19 protein-coding genes are annotated in these 17,302 nt (G+C 71.0%); 3 read left to right on the top strand and 16 right to left on the bottom strand.

The window, feature by feature from the left end:
- Positions 1-22 precede the first annotated feature (22 nt).
- The 4 genes from ACWCSU_RS44625 to ACWCSU_RS44640 form a co-directional block, all read right to left on the bottom strand.
- A complete protein-coding gene (locus ACWCSU_RS44625) occupies positions 23-850 on the bottom strand; it encodes an enoyl-CoA hydratase/isomerase family protein (RefSeq protein WP_357705782.1) in 828 nt (275 codons plus the stop codon).
- 145 nt (positions 851-995) lie between these two features.
- Complete coding sequence (locus ACWCSU_RS44630) at positions 996-1,211, bottom strand: helix-turn-helix domain-containing protein (RefSeq protein WP_125642298.1); 216 nt, start codon at positions 1,209-1,211, stop codon at positions 996-998.
- 113 nt (positions 1,212-1,324) lie between these two features.
- Entirely contained in the window at positions 1,325-2,923 is a 1,599-nt protein-coding gene (locus tag ACWCSU_RS44635) for an ABC-F family ATP-binding cassette domain-containing protein (RefSeq protein ID WP_449942513.1), read from the bottom strand.
- A gap of 157 nt (positions 2,924-3,080) precedes the next feature.
- The gene (locus ACWCSU_RS44640; protein WP_449942514.1) at positions 3,081-3,659 is read right to left on the bottom strand and encodes a TetR/AcrR family transcriptional regulator; all 579 of its coding nucleotides are present in this window, start codon (positions 3,657-3,659) and stop codon (positions 3,081-3,083) included.
- Between the two features lie 86 nt (positions 3,660-3,745).
- On the opposite strand from ACWCSU_RS44640, the gene ACWCSU_RS44645 reads away from it, so the two are divergent.
- Positions 3,746-4,570 (top strand): NmrA family NAD(P)-binding protein, encoded by an 825-nt coding sequence (locus tag ACWCSU_RS44645; RefSeq protein WP_449942515.1) that lies wholly within the window; start codon positions 3,746-3,748, stop codon positions 4,568-4,570.
- 51 nt (positions 4,571-4,621) lie between these two features.
- Here ACWCSU_RS44645 and ACWCSU_RS44650 read toward each other — a convergent pair whose 3' ends face one another.
- Positions 4,622-5,275 carry an acVLRF1 family peptidyl-tRNA hydrolase gene (locus ACWCSU_RS44650; RefSeq protein ID WP_449942516.1) on the bottom strand — a complete coding sequence of 218 codons (654 nt, stop codon included), beginning with the start codon at positions 5,273-5,275 and terminating at the stop codon, positions 4,622-4,624.
- 119 nt (positions 5,276-5,394) lie between these two features.
- Between ACWCSU_RS44650 and ACWCSU_RS44655 the strand changes: the two genes are divergently transcribed.
- Complete coding sequence (locus ACWCSU_RS44655) at positions 5,395-6,420, top strand: EAL domain-containing protein (RefSeq protein ID WP_357705777.1); 1,026 nt, start codon at positions 5,395-5,397, stop codon at positions 6,418-6,420.
- A 31-nt stretch (positions 6,421-6,451) separates the two neighbouring features.
- On the opposite strand, the gene ACWCSU_RS44660 is transcribed toward ACWCSU_RS44655, so the two are convergent.
- The 6 genes from ACWCSU_RS44660 to ACWCSU_RS44685 form a co-directional block, all read right to left on the bottom strand.
- Positions 6,452-7,057 carry a response regulator gene (locus ACWCSU_RS44660; RefSeq protein ID WP_449942517.1) on the bottom strand — a complete coding sequence of 202 codons (606 nt, stop codon included), beginning with the start codon at positions 7,055-7,057 and terminating at the stop codon, positions 6,452-6,454.
- Entirely contained in the window at positions 7,054-8,187 is a 1,134-nt protein-coding gene (locus tag ACWCSU_RS44665; protein ID WP_357705775.1) for a sensor histidine kinase, read from the bottom strand. Before ACWCSU_RS44665 ends, ACWCSU_RS44660 begins: the two co-directional genes overlap by 4 nt.
- Positions 8,184-8,918: an ABC transporter permease gene (locus ACWCSU_RS44670; RefSeq protein WP_357705774.1), complete on the bottom strand. Its 735-nt coding sequence runs from the start codon at positions 8,916-8,918 to the stop codon at positions 8,184-8,186. The genes ACWCSU_RS44665 and ACWCSU_RS44670 overlap by 4 nt, the downstream gene beginning before the upstream one ends.
- Positions 8,918-9,802 carry an ABC transporter ATP-binding protein gene (locus ACWCSU_RS44675; RefSeq protein WP_357705773.1) on the bottom strand — a complete coding sequence of 295 codons (885 nt, stop codon included), beginning with the start codon at positions 9,800-9,802 and terminating at the stop codon, positions 8,918-8,920. Before ACWCSU_RS44675 ends, ACWCSU_RS44670 begins: the two co-directional genes overlap by 1 nt.
- 70 nt (positions 9,803-9,872) lie before the next feature.
- A complete protein-coding gene (gene hisG, locus ACWCSU_RS44680; protein ID WP_357705816.1) occupies positions 9,873-10,718 on the bottom strand; it encodes an ATP phosphoribosyltransferase in 846 nt (281 codons plus the stop codon).
- 60 nt (positions 10,719-10,778) lie between these two features.
- Positions 10,779-11,042 (bottom strand): phosphoribosyl-ATP diphosphatase, encoded by a 264-nt coding sequence (locus ACWCSU_RS44685; RefSeq protein ID WP_189652386.1) that lies wholly within the window; start codon positions 11,040-11,042, stop codon positions 10,779-10,781.
- 149 nt (positions 11,043-11,191) lie between these two features.
- Between ACWCSU_RS44685 and ACWCSU_RS44690 the strand changes: the two genes are divergently transcribed.
- On the top strand, positions 11,192-12,214 hold the full coding sequence (locus ACWCSU_RS44690; RefSeq protein ID WP_449942518.1) for an aminotransferase class V-fold PLP-dependent enzyme: 1,023 nt from the start codon (positions 11,192-11,194) through the stop codon (positions 12,212-12,214).
- Positions 12,215-12,290: 76 nt separating this feature from the next.
- Here the strand turns inward: ACWCSU_RS44690 and ACWCSU_RS44695 are convergent, their stop codons facing one another.
- The 5 genes from ACWCSU_RS44695 to sufC form a co-directional block, all read right to left on the bottom strand.
- Positions 12,291-14,198, bottom strand: coding sequence for a DEAD/DEAH box helicase (locus ACWCSU_RS44695; RefSeq protein WP_449942519.1), 1,908 nt, complete (start codon positions 14,196-14,198; stop codon positions 12,291-12,293).
- A gap of 306 nt (positions 14,199-14,504) precedes the next feature.
- A complete protein-coding gene (locus ACWCSU_RS44700) occupies positions 14,505-14,864 on the bottom strand; it encodes a metal-sulfur cluster assembly factor (protein WP_357705770.1) in 360 nt (119 codons plus the stop codon).
- Positions 14,861-15,298, bottom strand: a complete 438-nt coding sequence (gene sufU, locus ACWCSU_RS44705) for a Fe-S cluster assembly sulfur transfer protein SufU (RefSeq protein WP_357705769.1) — start codon at positions 15,296-15,298, stop codon at positions 14,861-14,863. The genes ACWCSU_RS44700 and sufU overlap by 4 nt, the downstream gene beginning before the upstream one ends.
- A gap of 2 nt (positions 15,299-15,300) precedes the next feature.
- Positions 15,301-16,557, bottom strand: coding sequence for a cysteine desulfurase (locus ACWCSU_RS44710; protein ID WP_357705768.1), 1,257 nt, complete (start codon positions 16,555-16,557; stop codon positions 15,301-15,303).
- Positions 16,554-17,300, bottom strand: coding sequence for a Fe-S cluster assembly ATPase SufC (gene sufC / locus ACWCSU_RS44715; RefSeq protein WP_352325533.1), 747 nt, complete (start codon positions 17,298-17,300; stop codon positions 16,554-16,556). The genes ACWCSU_RS44710 and sufC overlap by 4 nt, the downstream gene beginning before the upstream one ends.
- Between the last annotated feature and the right edge of the window lie 2 nt (positions 17,301-17,302).

Genomic DNA, 17,302 nt, shown 5'->3' on the forward strand with positions numbered 1-17,302 from the left:
GCCCCGCCCCCGAGCGGTGGCTCTAACGCGGTCCGAACAGGGATGTGATGCGCTTGGCCTGTTCCCTGCCCTCGGCCGCACTCTGCTCCTCCAGGGAGCGCGCCCGCGCCCCCTGGAGGAGGCGCTTCGTCGCCACCGCCGCGTCCCGGTTCGTCGACAGCAGCTCCGCGATCTTGTTCTGTACGGTCTTGTCCAGGTCGCCCCCGGCGACCACCTGCTCCGCGAGGCCGATGCGCATGGCCTCCTCGGCGTACACGTTCCTGGCGGTCAGGCAGATGTCGATCGCCTTGGCCAGTCCGACCAGCTCGACCAGCGGTTTGGTCCCCGTCAGATCCGGGACCAGGCCCAGTGCGGGCTCTTTCATGCAGAAGGTGACGTCGTCGGCCACGATGCGCAGGTCACAGGCGAGCGCGAGCTGGAACCCCGCGCCGATCGCGTGCCCCTGCACGGCGGCGATGGAGACGATCTCCGGGCGGCGCAGCCACAGGAACCCGTCCTGGGCCTGACGTATGCGCTGCTCGAAGGTCTCGCCGTCGGTTGCGGCGGCCGAACTGAACGAGCCCTGTCCGGGCACTCCCTCTGGTGTGAACATCCGCAGGTCGATTCCTGCCGAGAAGGACGGTCCCTCACCTTTGACGACGACGACGCGCACCTGCTCGGGCAGGCTCTCGCCGATGCGAGCCAGCGCCGACCATGTCGCGAACGTCTGTGCGTTGCGCTTTTCCGGCCGGTCCAGCGTGATCGTCGCTATCTCACCGTCCACCTCATGACGAAGCCCGATCTCCGCCAGCCTTTCGGCAGAGACGTCCTCCGCGTTCCCCCCGCGCTGTTGCGCCTGTGCTTCCGCCATCGCCTGCTCCCTCCGTCCGGTCGCGCACGGGGTGCGAGACCAAGGCTGACCGTCGCGCCCGAGCTTACAGAATATGATTCTGGCTCGGGCGCGACAGCGACTGACAAGGGACGGGCGGCTGCGGTCGCACGTACCGAGGCAGCCGTCAGCGCTTGGACTTGCCTCGAGTCGCCCCGCCGCGCCCGCGCAGAGTCACACCGGACTCGCTAAGGATGCGGTGGATGAACCCGTAGGACCGACCGGTCGAAGCGGCCAGGGCGCGGATGCTCTCGCCCTGCGCATAGCGCTTCTTGAGATCGCCGGCCAGTTTTTCCCGGTCGGCCCCGGTGACCCGGGTGCCCTTCTTCAGTGTCTCGGCCACGAGTACCTCCTGTAGTGCCGGACTTCCGCAGCGTTACTCCGCCATGATCAGTCATTTCAGCGGGATCGGCTACCTACTCCACGGGAAAAGATCCGTACCCACTCAAATTAAGATCAGGCAAGTGCCACAAGATCGGAAAATTCGTCGCTCCACGCGTCTTCAGTTCCGTCAGGCAGCAAGATCACCCTATCCGGTGACAAGGCGTCAACGGCACCCTCGTCATGGGTGACGAGGACGATTGCTCCTGAATACGACCTCAGAGCGTTGAGAACCTGCTCGCGGCTGACCGGATCGAGGTTGTTCGTGGGCTCGTCGAGCAGCAGGACGTTGGCGCTCGACAACACCAGGATGGCCAGCGCCAGCCGGGTCTTCTCGCCGCCGGACAGGACACCGGCGGGCTTGTCGACGTCGTCGCCGGAGAACAGGAACGAGCCGAGGACCTTGCGCAACTCGGTGTCGGTGAACTCGCCGCCCGCCGAACGCATGTTCTCCAGCAGCGTACGAGAAGGGTCGAGAGTCTCGTGCTCCTGGGCGTAGTAGCCGACCTTCAGGCCGTGGCCGGGCTTGAGGTCGCCGGTGTCGGGGGACTCGATGCCGCCGAGTATGCGCAGCAGCGTGGTCTTGCCGGCGCCGTTGAGGCCGAGGATGACGACCCTGTGACCTCGGTCGATGGCCACGTTGACGTCGGTGAACACCTCAAGGGAGCCGTAGGACTTCGACAGGCCCTCGGCCATGAGCGGCGTGCGGCCGCACGGCCGGGGCTCGGGGAAGCGCAGGCGGGCGACCTTGTCGCTCTGGCGCTCCTCCTCGGTGCCGGCCAGCAGGCGGTGGGCCCGGCGCATCATGTCCTGGGCCGCCTTGGCCTTGGTGGCCTTGGCGCGCATCTTGTCGGCCTGGGCCAGCAGCGCGCCCGCCTGCTTCTCGGCGTTGGCCCGCTCGCGCTTCCTGCGCTTCTCGTCGGTCTCGCGCTGGGCCAGGTAGGCCGTCCAGCCGACGTTGTAGTGGTCGATCACCGAGCGGTTGGCGTCGAGGTGGAGGACCTTGTTGACCGTGGCTTCAAGAAGGCCGACGTCGTGACTGATGATCACCAAGCCACCTTGATGAGAGCGCAAAAAATCACGAAGCCACCCGATTGAGTCCGCATCTAGGTGGTTTGTCGGCTCGTCTAGAAGGAGAGTTTCCGCTCCGCTGAAAAGAATTCGCGCCAATTCCACGCGGCGCCGCTGACCGCCGGAAAGCGTTTGCAACGTCTGGCCGAGGACCCGGTCGGGCAGACCGAGGCTGGAGGCGATGGAGGCGGCCTCGGACTCGGCCGCGTAGCCGCCCAGCACGTGCATCTGGTCTTCGAGCCGGCCGTACTTCCTGACGGCCTTCTCGCGGGTGCGCTCGTCGGCCGAGGACATGCCGACCTCGGCCTCGCGCAGCTTGCGCAGGACCTCGTCGAGGCCGCGCGCGGACAGGATGCGGTCGCGCGCCAGCACCTGCAGGTCGCCCTGACGGGGGTCCTGGGGCAGGTAGCCGACGCTGCCGGAGGAGGTGACCGCGCCCGCGGCGGGCAGTGCCTCGCCCGCGAGCACCTTGGTCAGCGTGGTCTTGCCCGCGCCGTTGCGGCCGACCAGACCTATCTTGTCGCCGGGGTTGACCCGGAAGGAGGCGTTCTCGATGAGCAGACGCGCGCCCGCGCGCAGCTCGATGTCACTGGCGATGATCATGTTGGCGGACACTCCCGAGCTAGGAAACGAGGATTGGGCGTGCGACCGCCGGTCAATCGGGAGTATGCATACAGATCAGTGTAGGGCCCCCGTGCCAGGCGCTACCTCTGCTTATAGGGGCTCCAGGTGCCCCGCGGTACGCATGGGACGGGCGGTCTCAGCCGGGAAGAGGGGTCGCCGCGCCGGCGGCCATCCCGTCGAGCATGAGGTGCAGATACTTCTCCGGACGGGCGGCCACCGGGCCGGGCAACCCGTCCGGATGGCAGGCGAAGACGTTGAGCAGGCTGACGACGTCCTCCCAGGTCACGTCGTGACGCATGCCGCCCTCCGACTGGGCCCGGCGGACGAGCCCCTGGAGCAGGCCGAGCCAGCGCTCCTTGCTCTCGGCGAACTCCGCCGTGCCCGCGATCGCCTCCTGCGGCAGGTGGGCCAGGGCGGCGGCCAGTGCGACGCGTCCGGGGGCGGCGGCCCACAGCACGAAGCCGCGCAGCGCGCTCCAGGCGTCCCGCTCGCCGTCCGTGGCCTGCTCCAGGGCCTCGGCCAGCGACTGGACGTAATGCTCGCCGAGCGCGGCGATGAGCGCCTCGCGGTCGGGGAAGCGGCGGTAGAGGGTGCCCACGCCGACGCCCGCGTGCCGCGCGATGAGCTCCATGGGCGCGTTGACGCCGCGTTCGGCCATGACCTGGGCGGCCGCGTCGAGGATCTTGACCAGGTTCCTTCTGGCGTCCGCGCGCACGTGGCGACCTCCTAAGTGGACGAACTGTTTCCGCTTAGTGTACCGTCCAGCCAAGCGGACGAAGAGATTCCACTTAGGAGGTCATCATGATCGTGATCACCGGTGCGACCGGTTCCATCGGCCGGGCCCTGGTCGCCCAGCTCGCCGGCCAGAACGTGCTCGCGGTGTCCCGTAAGCCCGCCGACCTGGGCGTACGGCACGCCGTCGGCGACTTCACCGCCCCGGAGACGATCGGCAGGCTGCTGTCCCCCGGCGACCGGCTGTTCCTCAACAGCTCGCCGTTCCCCGCGTTCGCCGAGCGGCTCAACGAGGTGATCGACCTGGCCGCCGAGGCGGGCGTGGCGCAGATCGTCGAGGTCTCCGTACGCGACGCCGCCCCCGGAGCCGCGCTCAGCGCCGGACCCCACGGCGAGGTCGACGAGCACCTGCGGGCCTCGGGCGTGCCGCACGCGATCCTCCAGCCGACCGGGTTCATGCAGAACCTCCTCGGCGAGGTGCGCGGCGACCGTTTCCACGGCTCCTGGGGCACCGGCGGCATGAACTACATCGACGCCAGGGACATCGCCGCCGTGGCCGCCGCCCTGCTGACCCGGCCGGTGGGGGCCTCGGGCTCCTACCTGCTGACCGGGCCCGAGTCGCCCAGCCACGAGGAGATCGCCGCGACGATGACCGGCGTGCTCGGGCGTCCCGTCTCCTACGTGGACCTGCCGGTGCCGGAGATGGCCGCGCGGCTGGCCGGGCAGGGCATCCCGGAGCCGTTCGCCACCGAGCTGGCCACCGCGCAGGCGACGCTGAGCCGGACCGGCTGGGCGGAGATCACCACGACCGTCGAGGAGGTCACCGGCCGGCCGCCGCGCACCCTGGCCGCCTTCCTCGCCGACCACGCCGACGCCTTCCTCCCCGCCTCCTGACCGCTCCCCGGCCTTCTGACCAGCGCCGCCGACCGACCGCGCGCCGTCACCTCAGGACGGGTCGACCACGCGGATCCGCACGGCGCGGAACTGGGCGGGCGTCTCGCGCAGGACCGCGAGCCGCGGGTCAGGCACCGTCAGGAACGGTTCGCTCTCCAGCGCGAACACCGGCGCGAGCCGCCGGTCGCCGCGCAGCGCGTCGACCGCCCGCCGGTCGCCGCCCAGCACCACCGCCGCCAGCTCCCCCAGCCGCGGCACGAGCACCCGCACGGCCGTGTCCGCCGCGCTGTCGAACGCCTGGGCCGCCTGCTTCTGCCGCCTCCTGGCGAAGCGCTGCTGCGACCACCCGCCGGCCGCCGTACGCCCCTGCACCAGCCGGGAGCCGACCTTGGACTCCAGCAGCTCGGCGCCGTGGAACACCCCGGCCGCGTAACCGCCGAGCCGCACCAGCAGGACGCCCACCCGCCGCGCGGCCCGCGCGTGCGCGACCAGCCCGGTCACGTACGGCGGGCCGGGGGCCATGGGCGGGAACGGCGCGTGCAGCTCGGCCAGCGCGCCGTCGACGGCGGTCAGGCGGACCACGCGGTCGTCGCCGGTGGCCTCGAAGGGCCCGTGGCGGGCGGCGAACCCGTCGATCCAGGGGTGCACGCGCTCGGGCGGCACCGTCACCCACCGGCCGCCGCCTCTGGCCGGACGCGCGCTCATGCGGGAAGGGTAACCGAACGACATTCCCTTCACGGAAAGGGGGGAACTATAGCGGAAATGTCGGTGAACTTCGTTTCGGGGGACTTCTGCCGTACCCGTGCCGGCCGGATCATCTGAACGTGTCCTCCCTGCTCACCAGCCCCATGGTGGATCTTGACACCGGGGCAGTCATCGCGCAGCCCGCGGTCGTCGACCCGGCGGGCGTCCTCCGGGCGGCACCGCTGCCCATGGTGCTGGAACTGCCCCTGCACGTGGTGCTCGCGGGCGCCGGGGCGCTGGCCCCCCTCCACGAGGCCCTCCGGCGGGCGGGCAGGCACCCCCGGGAGGCGATCCTGATGCTCACCGGATCGTGCCAGGAGTCGGACCGCCCGCTGCTCAAGGTCGGCCTCGACGGGCTGCGCACGATCGGCTACCTGCTGGGCTTCGCCGACGTGGGCGCGGGCGGCCCGGCGCTGGACGTCGTCACCGACTCCGCGCCGTACCTGCTGGGGCTGGACGAGGAGCTGGTGACCAGACTGCCGGGCGACCACCGGGCGGCGGCGGTGGCGCGCGCGGTGGTGACGCTGGCCCGCGGGATCGGCGCGCACGTGCTGGCCCCCGGCGTCGAGCGCGAGGGGCAGGTGGCGGTGGCCAGGGGGCTGGGCGTGCGCCTGGCCCACGGCCCGCTGCTGGCTCCCGGCCCGGACGGCAAGATCCGGGTGCCGCTGCCCGTGGCCGACGAGTCGCCGGACACGCTGATGCTCGGGCCGCGCGTGCAGGAGATGCTGCTCCCGGCGGTGACGCTGCCGGCCGGGGCCAGGGCGGAGGAGGCGGTGGCGGCGTTCGGGCACGAGCCCACGATCACCAGCGTCATCCTGGTGGACGAGTACCAACGCCCCAAGGGCAGCCTCGACCGCAGCCGCTTCCTGCTGTCGTTCGCCGCCCGGTACGGGCACGCCCTGCACGGCTCCAAGCCCGCCCAGCGCCTGGCCGACCCGCCGCGCACCGTCCCGAGGACGACCCCGGCCATCGCCGCCATGCAGGCGGCCGGCCGGGACGCGGCCCGCGTCTACGACGACCTGGTGGTGACCGACGAGCTCAACCGCTGCCTGGGCATCGTCCGGGTGGCGGACCTGATCCGGCAGATCGCCGCGATGCGGACCTGAGCCCCGGCCGGACCCGGCCTGAGACCCGGCCTCAGACCCAGCCCTGTGCCCTGGCCCGGCGCACGGCCTCGATGCGGTTGCGCGCGTGCGTCTTCTGGATGGCCGAGGACAGGTAGTTGCGCACGGTGCCCTCCGACAGGTGCAGGCGCAGGGCGACGTCCCCGATCGTGGAGCCGTCGGCGGCGGCGGCCAGCACGTCGCGTTCGCGCGCCGACAGCGGGTTCGGCCCCGCGCTCAGCGCCGCCGCGGCCAGCCCCGGGTCGATGACCCGCTCCCCCGCCTGCACCCTTCGGATGGCCGCCGCGAGATCCTTGGCGGGACTGTCCTTGACCAGGAACGCCACCGCCCCGGCCTCCATCGCGGTCCGCAGGTAGCCGGGCCGCCCGAACGTGGTCAGGATCATCACCCGGCAGCCCGGCACCCGGCCGGCGATCTCGGCGGCGGCGGTGAGCCCGTCCTTGCCGGGCATCTCGATGTCCAGCAGCGCGATGTCGGGGCTCACGGCGAGCGCGACGGCGACGGCCTCGTTCCCGTCGGCGGCCTCGCCGACGACCTCGATGTCGGGCTCCAGGCCGAGCAGCGAGGCCAGCGCGCCGCGGATCATCCCCTGGTCCTCGGCCAGCATCACCCGGATCACGCGGCCGTCCCCACCTGGGCCGGGACGAGCACCCGCAACCGGAACCCGCCCTTGGGCGCGCTGCCGGCCTCCATGGTGCCGCCCGCGCCCGTCACCCGTTCGCGCAGGCCGCTGAGCCCGCTGCCGGTGCCCTGTGGCTCGCCGCCGCGTCCGTCGTCCATGATCTCCAGGGTGGCGCTTGATCCGTCGTACGTCACCTGGATCTCGCAACGGGCGGCCCGCGCGTGCCGCACGACGTTGGTGACGCCCTCGCGCACCCCCCAGCCGAACAGCCCGTCGAGCAGGTCGGGCAGCGGCGTTCCTGACACCCGCACCTCGGCCCGCACGCCCGCCGCCCGCAGCACCGACCGCGCGCCGTCGAGCTCCTCCGACAGGCTGCGCTGCCGGTAGCCGGTGACCGCCTCGCGCACCTCCACCAGCGCCTGCCTGGCGACGGACTCGATGTCGGCGATCTCCTGCCGCACCTGCGGCGACTCCTCGGCCAGCCGCCCGGCCAGCTCGCTCTTGAGCACGATCAGCGACAGGCTGTGGCCGAGCAGGTCGTGCAGGTCGCGGGCGATGCGCAGGCGCTCCTCGGTGGCCGCCAGCCTGGCCACCTCGCCCTGCGCCTCGTGCAGCCTCATCGTCAGCACCCTGCTGTTGCGGATGCTGATGAACAGCACCCCCAGCGTGACGACCTGAAGCCCCAGGACGATGACGCCGGCGAACTCGTCGCCGGTCACCAGCCCGGCCGCCACGACCACCGCCAGGTTCACGCCCACCCCGGCCAGCGCCCAGGCGGGCGGCAGGATGAACCCGTAGAGCACGACCGTGTAGACCGGCAGGGTGAGCCAGGCGCCGCCGAAGGCGAACGCGCTGACCAACGCGATCGACGAGGTCACCGCGAGCAGGGGGAAGGTGGCCCGCGAGCGCTCGTGGAAGCTCTTGGCGCTGACCACCGTGCCGACGAAGCAGCCGACGAAGGCGAGCAGCGCCACGGCCCCCCACACCGCGCGGGCGCCCGTGACGCCGCCCGCGACGATCTCGGCGATCGGGAAGACGAGGTAGACCATGCCGACGGACATGCCGAGCAGCCGCCGTCTGGGCGAGGGCCGCCCGTCCCCGAAGTGCAGCTTGTCGGCGAAGCTCATGCCCGAACAGTAGCCCGGCGGTAGAGGTAGGCGGCAGCCCCGCCCAGGACGACCGCCCATCCGGCGACGACCAGCACGTCCGTCAGCTCCACGCCGTGCCCGGCGACGATGCTCCAGCCGAGGCTGGCGTAGTGGTAGGAGGGCATGACGTTGGCGACGGTCCGCATGGTCTCGCCGAACACCTCGGGCGGGAACCACAGGCCGCCCGCGATCGCCAGCACGAACATGCAGATCATCGAGGCCGGCTGCGCCGCGTCGGCCGTCAGCAGCGACCCGATCGCCAGGCCCAGCGCGATGAACGGGATCGTCCCCAGCCACATGGCCAGCATCAGCGGCACCCACTGGCCGACCGGCATCGACACGCCCTGCTGGACGACCCCGACGACGGCCACCAGCAGCAGCGAGGGCAGCACGAGCAGCATGGCGGTGCCGAGCTTGGTGGCGATGATCATCCAGTTCGGCAGCGGGGTGATCTGGAGCTGGCGCAGCCAGCCGGACTGGCGTTCGGTCGCCCACGGCACCGCCGAGCTCATCATCGACGAGGCCAGCGCCCCGTACGCGGCCATGGAGACCATCAGCACGACGCTGTAGCGCACGCCGGCGCCGTCGGTCTGCTTGCCGTAGATGTTGGCGTTGATCAGGTACAGCACGACAGGGAAGACCACGACGAAGATGATGTAGCGCCGGTTGCGCAGCATGCGCATGGCCTCGGTCTTGGCGTAGAACAGCATCAGGACTCCCTGGTGAGCGCGAGGAAGGCGTCTTCGAGGTCGGCGCCGGCGAGCTGGATGCCCCGGATGTCGAGCTCGGTGCCCCGGTACAGGGCGGCCACGGTCGCGTCGGGGTCGGAGGTGTGCAGCGTGGCGGTGCCGGCGGCGACCTCGACGGCGGTGACGCCGGGCAGCCGGTCGAGCCCGGCCGCGGGCTGGTCGCCCAGGGTGAAGCGGACGACCTGCCCGCCCACGCCCGCCTTGATCTCGGCGGCGGTGCCGTCGGCGGCCAGCCGGCCGCGGGCGATGACGATCACCCGGTCGGAGTGCTCGTCGGCCTCCTCCAGGTAGTGGGTGGCGAACAGCACGGTCCTGCCGCCGGCGGCGTAGTCGTGCATGCTGGCCCAGAAGCGCAGCCTGGACTCCACGTCCATGGCCGCGGTCGGCTCGTCGAGCAGCAGGATCTTCGGCGCGCCCGCGATGGCCAGGGCGAACCGCACGCGCTGCGTCTGGCCGCCGGACAGCTTGTTCGCGCGCCGCTTGACCAGCTCCGACAGGTCGGCCAGCTTGAGGATCTCCTCCAGCGGCAGCGGGTCGGGGTAGAGCCTGCGGACCAGGTCGATGAGTTCCCTGACCGACAGCTCGGGGATGAGGGCGCCGTTCTGGAGCATCGCGCCCAGCTCACCGGCCCGCACCGCGTGCTCGGGCGAGCGGCCGTGGATGGTGACCGTGCCACTGCTGGGCCGCAGCAGGCCGAGCAGCATGTTGATCGACGTGGACTTGCCCGCGCCGTTGGGGCCGAGCAGGGCCACGGTCCTGCCCGGCTCGATGGCGAGCGAGAGGTCGTCGACGGCAAGCACGTCCCCGTAGCGCTTGCTGACCTGGTCGAACACGATGGCGTTCATGTCAGCAAACGCTACGGGCGCTACCTTTTCCCCGTTAGTGCGATCCTTCCGGGGTTGACCGTGACATTTGTCAGAGGCGGCAGGCGTAGATGTCGGTGACCAGGATGGCCCGCGCGCCGATGTCCCAGAGCTGGTCCATCACCTGCTGGTGGCCCTTGCGCCGGACCATGGCCCGGACGGCGACCCAGCCCTCGCGGTGGAGCGGCGAGACCGTGGGCCCCTCCATGCCGGGCGTGAGGGCGATGGCCTCCTCGATGCGCTCGGCGCGGATGTCGTAGTCCATCATGACGAAGTCGCGGGCGTGCACGACGCCCTGGAGGCGGCGTACGAGCTGGCCCATGCCCGGCGTCTCCGGCGCGCTCTGCCGCTTGATCAGCACGCCCTCGGAACGCATGATCGGGTCGCCGAACACCTCCAGGCCGACGTTGCGCAGCGTGGTGCCGGTCTCCACGACGTCGGCGACCGCGTCGGCGACACCGAGCCGGATCGCGGTCTCGACGGCGCCGTCGAGCTTGATCACGCGGGCGTCGACGCCCTGGTCGGACAGGTACTTGTCGAGCAGCCCCGCGTAGGAGGTGGCGATGCGCTGCCCGTCGAGGTCTTTGACCGACGACATCGTGCCCGCCTTGGCGGCCAGGCGGAAGGTGGAGCCGCCGAAGCCGAGCGGCATGATCTCCTCGACCGGCGCGCCGGAGTCGATCAGCATGTCGCGGCCGGTGATGCCGAGGTCGAGGGTGCCCTCCCCGACGTAGACGGCGATGTCGCGGGGACGCAGGAAGAACAGCTCACAGCCGTTGTCCTCGTCGAGGACGACGAGCTCCTTGCTGTCCCTGCGGGGCCGGTAGCCGGCCTCCTTGAGCATGTTCTGGGCGGCATCGCTGAGCGCGCCCTTGTTCGGTACTGCCAGACGCAGCATGTTCGGGTCTTCTTCCTCACTCATGGATCGACGGGACGCCGGGGCGGGCGCGGAAGCGCCCTAGAGATGCTTGTACACCTCGTCGAGCCCGATGCCCTTGGCGATCATGAGCACCTGCACGTGGTAGAGGAGCTGGGAGATCTCCTCCGCCGCCCTGTCGTTCGACTCGTGCTCGGCGGCCATCCAGCTCTCGGCGGCCTCCTCGACGACCTTCTTGCCGATGGCATGCACGCCGGCGTCGAGCGCGGCCACGGTGCCCGAGCCCGCGGGCCTGGTACGCGCCTTGTCTGACAGCTCGGCGAACAGCTCTTCGAAGGTCTTCATGGTCTCTCTCGTCGGTCGGTTGGCGTGCCTGACAAGCCTAGTCTGCGCACGACGATGACACCGCCCGGAGTCCGCCACGCGAGACGGCGACTTCCTGCCCGCCGTACGGGGGCGGCTTGGCCGGGGAGGGCCGTTCTAGGCTGGTGGTCATGGACATCGCGACCGTGGGCAAGCTCTGGGACGCCGATCCGGGCTGGCTCAACACCCCTTCGTACGGCCTTCCGCCGCGTCCGGCCTTCGAGGAGCTGCAGGCCGTGCTGACCCAGTGGCGGCACGGCAGCAGCGACTGGACGCCCTGGGACGCCTCCGTCGGCCGGGCCCGCACGGCCTTCGCGCACCTGGTCGACGCCGACCCCGCCGACGTGACGATCGGCTCGACGGTGTCGCAGATCATGTCCACGGTGGCCACCGCGCTGCCGCCGGGGGCGCGGGTGCTGGTGCCGGAGATCGAGTTCACCAGCAACCTGTTCCCGTGGGCGGTGGCGGCCGAGGTCGAGACCGTGCCGGCCGACCGCCTGGCCGACGCCGTCACGAGCCGGACCGACGCCGTCGCCTTCAGCCTCGTGCAGTCGGCCACCGGCTACGTCACGCCGCTGCACGACGTCGTCGCCGCCGCCCGCGCCCATGACGCGCTGGTCATCGCCGACGGCTCCCAGGCGTGCGGGTGGCTGCCGGTGTCGGTGGCCGACGGGATCGACGTGCTGGCGTGCGCGGCGTACAAGTGGCTCATGGCACCGCGCGGGGCCGCGTTCGGCTACCTGTCTCCCCGGGTGCGCTCCCGGATGCGCCCGCTGGCGGCCAACTGGTACGCCGGCGAGGACCCGGGCGGCTCCTTCTACGGGCCGCCGCTGCGGCTGGCCTCCGACGCCCGCGCCTTCGACCTGTCGCCGGCCTGGTTCTGCTACGTGGGCGCGGCGCCCGCGATCGAACTGCTCAACGAGATCGGCGTCCAGCGCGTCCACGAGCACGACGTCGCGCTGGCCAACCGCTTCCGGGCCGGGCTCGGGCTGGAGGCGTCCGACTCGGCGATCGTGTCGGTGGAGGCTCCGGGCGAGCGGCTGGCGGCGGCCGGCATCCGCGCCGCCGTACGGGCCGGCCGCGTCCGCGCGGGCTTCCACGTCTACAACACCCCCGACGACGTGGACCGCGCCCTTGACGTCCTGACCTCGTGACGTCCCCGTGAACGACGAAGCCCGCCGCGCCTTCCCCGGAGGGAGGCGCGACGGGCAGTCGGTCGTTCAGGCGGGATCAGCGCTCGAAGCGGCGGCCGCCGCCGCCGTTGTTGCGGCGGAACCCGCCGTTGCCGCGCTCCTCGGGACGGTAGCCGCCGCCGGAGCGGTAGCCGTCGCGGGGGGCGCGCTCGTCGGAGCGGGCGGGCCGGTCACGGTCGCCCGAGACCGGACGGCCGCGGTCGGCGCCGAAGCGGCCACGGTCGTCGGAACGGAATCCGCCGCCGCGCTGGCCGTCACGGTAGCCACCGCCACGCGGGCCCTCGGACCGGTAGCCGCGGTCGTCCTGACGGAACGGCCGGTCGTCGGAGCGGAAACCGCCACGGTCGTCCTGACGGGCGGGACGGTCGTCGGCGGGACGGAACCCGCCGCGGTCGTCCTGACGCGCGGGACGGTCGTCGGAGCGGAAGCCGCCGCGCCTGCGGTCGTCGCCGAACGTGCGCGGCTCGGAGGAGCGCTGCCCGCCGCCGAACGGCCGCTCGCCCTCGGCGTGCCGGCGCGGACGACGGTCCTCGCCACCGGACTCCTCGTGGCGGCGCGGACGACGGTCGTCGCCACCGGCGAAGGAACCGTCCTCGTGCCGGCGCGGACGACGCTCGCCGTCGAACTCGCGGCGCGGACGACGCCCGCCCCGGCGCTCGGCGCCGCCGTGACCGCCCTCACGGCGCGGGCGCAGCGGCTTGCGCACGTCGGGCTCCCACACGGGGATGGCCTCGCCGCTCGGCGTCCTGGCCCCGGTCACCTCGGCCAGCCGGGGGTGCCCCGGGGTGGCCTTGAGCCGGAACGGGTGGATGCCGGCGCGCCTGGTCAGCGCGTCGGTCGAGCGGCGCTCGTTGGGCAGCACCAGCGTGACGACGGTGCCCTTCTCGCCCGCGCGGGCGGTACGGCCGCCGCGGTGCAGGTAGCTCTTGTGGTCCTGCGGCGGGTCGACGTGCAGCACCAGGCTGATGTTGTCGACGTGGATGCCGCGGGCCGCGACGTCGGTGCAGACCAGCACGTTGATCGAGCCCTCGCGGAACTCGGCCAGGATGCGGGTGCGCTGGTTCTGGCGCTTGCCGCCGTGCAGGCCGCCGGACTTGATGCCGACCCGGGCCAGCTGCTTGCACAGCCGGTCGACGCCGTGCTGGGTGCGGACGAAGATGATCGTCCGGCCCTCGCGGTTGGCGATCTCGGCCGTGACGTCGAACTTGTCGTCACGCGTGACCTGCATCACGTGGTGCTCCATGGTGTCGACCGGAGAGGTCGCCGGGGCCACGGAGTGGGTGATCGGGTCCTTGAGGAAGCGGCGCACCAGCTTGTCGACGTCGCCGTCGAGGGTGGCCGAGAACAGCAGTCGCTGCCCCTCGGGCGCGGTCTGGGCCAGCAGCTCGGTGACGACCGGGAAGAAGCCGAGGTCGCACATGTGGTCGGCCTCGTCCAGGACGGAGACCTCGACCTGCGCGAGCGAGCACTCGCCCTGCCGGATCAGGTCGCCCAGGCGGCCCGGGGTGGCGATCACGATGTCGACGCCGCGGCGCAGCGCCTCGATCTGCTTGCCCATGGACATGCCGCCGACGACGACCTTCATCCGCAGCCCGAGGCCGCGTCCGAGCGGTTCGAGCGCGTCGTGCACCTGAAGCGCCAGCTCACGGGTGGGCACAAGGATCATCGCGCGCGGGTGGCCGGGAGCGGGCCGCACCCCCGCGATGCGCGCCATGGTCGGCAAACCGAAGGCCAGGGTCTTGCCCGAGCCGGTCTGGCCGCGGCCGAGGACGTCATGGCCGGCCAGCACGTCGGGGATCGTCGCACTCTGGATGGGGAAGGGGCTGTCGATGCCCTGCTTGGCCAGACCGCTGATGAGCGGCTTGGGAAGGCCGAGCAGTTCGAACTCCGACGGGCCCGTCTCGGGGGCGGTCTCGTCGAACGCGGGCATGACAGAGTCAAGCATGGTCACGAAATTCGTGCCTTTCAGTCGAAGTGGCGCGTCACTTCTGCGAAAGGACGAGCCGGGACATACGGCCTGATGCCGTACACGTTGCAGTACGCCCGCCTTCGAGGCGGGACTTCACAGGGGAGATACACCGGGGCACCGGCCGCAGGCGGCGCGATGACGCGAGATGAGGCGTCTGGTGTATACCTGGTGCCAACGCCGGGGATGTTAGCGGATATTCCCTGGCTGGTTACGGACCTTCCGAAACCCCTCCTTGGCACACTGAAACGGCTGACGCCGAACGTCAGCCGTTTCAGCTAAAGATCAGACGTTGAAGCCTAGCATACGGAGCTGCTCACGCCCCTCGTCAGTGATTTTGTCAGGGCCCCACGGCGGCAGCCAGACCCAGTTGATCTTGACGTCGGAGACCATGCCCTCAAGGGCCGAGTGGGCCTGGTCCTCGATGACGTCGGTCAGCGGGCAGGCCGCGCTGGTCAGCGTCATGTCGATGGTGGCCACCGGCTGACCGCCCTCGGACGGGTCGAGGTTGAGCCCGTAGATCAGCCCCAGGTCCACGACGTTGATGCCGAGCTCGGGGTCGACGACGTCCTTGAGCGCCTCCATGACCTCCTCGACGGTGGTGTCACCGTCGAAACCGGTCGGAGTCTCCACAGGCTTGCTCATCGGGCACTCCTCACAACAGCGTCCTTGTAGGCCATCCACGACAGCAGCGCGCACTTGACGCGCGCCGGGAACTTGGCCACGCCCGCGAACGCCACCGCGTCCCCGAGCACCTCCTCGTCGGCCTCGACCTGCCCCCGGCCCTGCATGAGCCGGGTGAACTCGTCGACCACCGACAGCGACTCCTCGACCGTCGAGCCGGTGGTCAGCTCGTGCAGCACGGAGGCGGCCGCCTGGCTGATCGAACAGCCCTGGCCGTCGTAGGAGACGTCTTCGATCTTACCGGCGTCGCCCACCCTGACCCGCAGCGTGATCTCGTCGCCGCACGTCGGGTTCACGTGGTGAACCTCCGCGTCGTACGGCTCGCGCAGCCCCCGCCCCTGCGGGTGCTTGTAGTGTTCCAGGATCAGCTCCTGGTACATCGACTCGCCGATCATGGCTATGCGAACACCTTCTGAACGTGATGGAGGCCGCGCACCAGGGCGTCGATCTCGCCCGTGGTGTTGTACAGGTAGAACGACGCCCGGGTGGTCGCCGGTATTCCGAACCGCAGGTGCAGCGGGCGCGCGCAATGGTGCCCGACGCGTACGGCCACCCCGAACTGGTCGTCCAGGATCTGCCCCACATCGTGGGGGTGTATGCCTTCCAGCGTGAACGACAGCGTGCTGCCGCGCTGGTCGAGCGAGTCGGGCCCGATCAGGCGCAGCGACGGCACCTCGCGCAGGGCGTCGAGGGCGTAGGCCGTCAGCGAGCGCTCGTGCGCCTCGATGGCGTCCATGCCGACCCCGGTGAGGTAGTCGACCGCCGCGCCCAGGCCGATGGCCTCGACGATGGGCGGCGTGCCCGCCTCGAACTTGTGCGGGATCGGCGCGTACGTCGAGCGGTCCATCCAGACCGCCTCGATCATCTCGCCGCCGCCCAGGAACGGGGGCATGGCCTCCAGCAGCTCGGTACGGCCCCACAACACGCCGATGCCCGAGGGGCCGACCATCTTGTGACCGGTGAAGGCCACGAAGTCGGCGCCCAGCGCGGCCATGTCCACCGGGTGGTGCGGCACGGACTGGGAGGCGTCGAGCATGATCAGCGCGCCGACCTCGTGCGCCCGTGCGGCCACCGCGGCGACCGGGTTGACCGTGCCGAGCACGTTCGACTGGTGGGCGATCGAGACGATCTTCGTCCGCTCGGTGACGACGGCCGGGTCGAAGTCGAGCCGCCCGTCGTCGGTGACGCCGAACCACTTCAGCGTCGCGCCGGTGCGCTGCGCGAGCATCTGCCACGGCACGATGTTGGAGTGGTGCTCCATCTCGGAGATGACGATCTCGTCGCCGGGGCCGAGGGCGAAGCGGGGGTCGGTGTTGGCGGGGTTGCCGAAGGAGTAGGCCACGAGGTTGAGGGCCTCGGAGGCGTTCTTGGTGAAGATCACCTCATCGCGCGAGCCCGCCCCGACGAACGCCGCCACCTTGTCGCGCGCGCCCTCGTACGCCTCGGTCGACTCCGCGCCGAGGACGTGCATGGCCCGCCCGACGTTGCTGTAGTGCAGCGCCAGGTGGTCGCGCATGGTGTCGATGACCTGGTTGGGCTTCTGTGAGGAGTTGCCCGAGTCGAGGTAGACGAGCGGTCGCCCGTCGGGCAGCTCGCGGGAGAAGACCGGGAAGTCCTTCCTGATCTTCTCCACGTCCAAGCTGGTGGAAGTCATGCAGACGCCTTCGTGTACTGCTCGTAGCCCTCGGCCTCAAGCTTGTCGGCCAGCTCCGGCCCACCCTCCTCGACGATCCGGCCGCCGGCGAAGACGTGCACGAAGTCGGGCTTCACGTACCGCAGGATGCGGGTGTAGTGGGTGATCAGCAGCACGCCGGTCTCGCCCGTGGAGCGGAAGCGGTTGATGCCCTCGGAGACCACGCGCAGCGCGTCGACGTCGAGGCCGGAGTCGGTCTCGTCGAGCACGGCGATCTTCGGCTTGAGCAGTTCGAGCTGGAGGATCTCGTGGCGCTTCTTCTCGCCGCCGGAGAAGCCCTCGTTGAGGTTGCGCTGGGCGAAGGCGGCGTCGATGGACAGCGCGTCCATGCCGGCCTTGAGGTCCTTGGCGAACTCGCGCAGCTTGGGCGCCTCACCGCGGACCGAGGTGACGGCCGAGCGCAGGAAGTTCGACACCGACACGCCGGGGACCTCGACCGGGTACTGCATGGCGAGGAACAGGCCGGCGCGGGCGCGCTCGTCGACCGACAGCTCCAGCAGGTCGACGCCGTCGAGCAGCACCTGGCCGCCGGTGATCGTGTACTTGGGGTGACCGGCGATCGCGTAGGCGAGCGTGGACTTGCCCGAGCCGTTGGGGCCCATGATGGCGTGCGTCTCGCCGGACTTCACCGTCAGGTTGACGCCGCGCAGGATTTCCTTGTCCTCGACGGCGACCTTGAGGTCACGGATCTCTAGGGTGGACATGT

The organism is Nonomuraea sp. NPDC001699 (genome assembly GCF_053596455.1).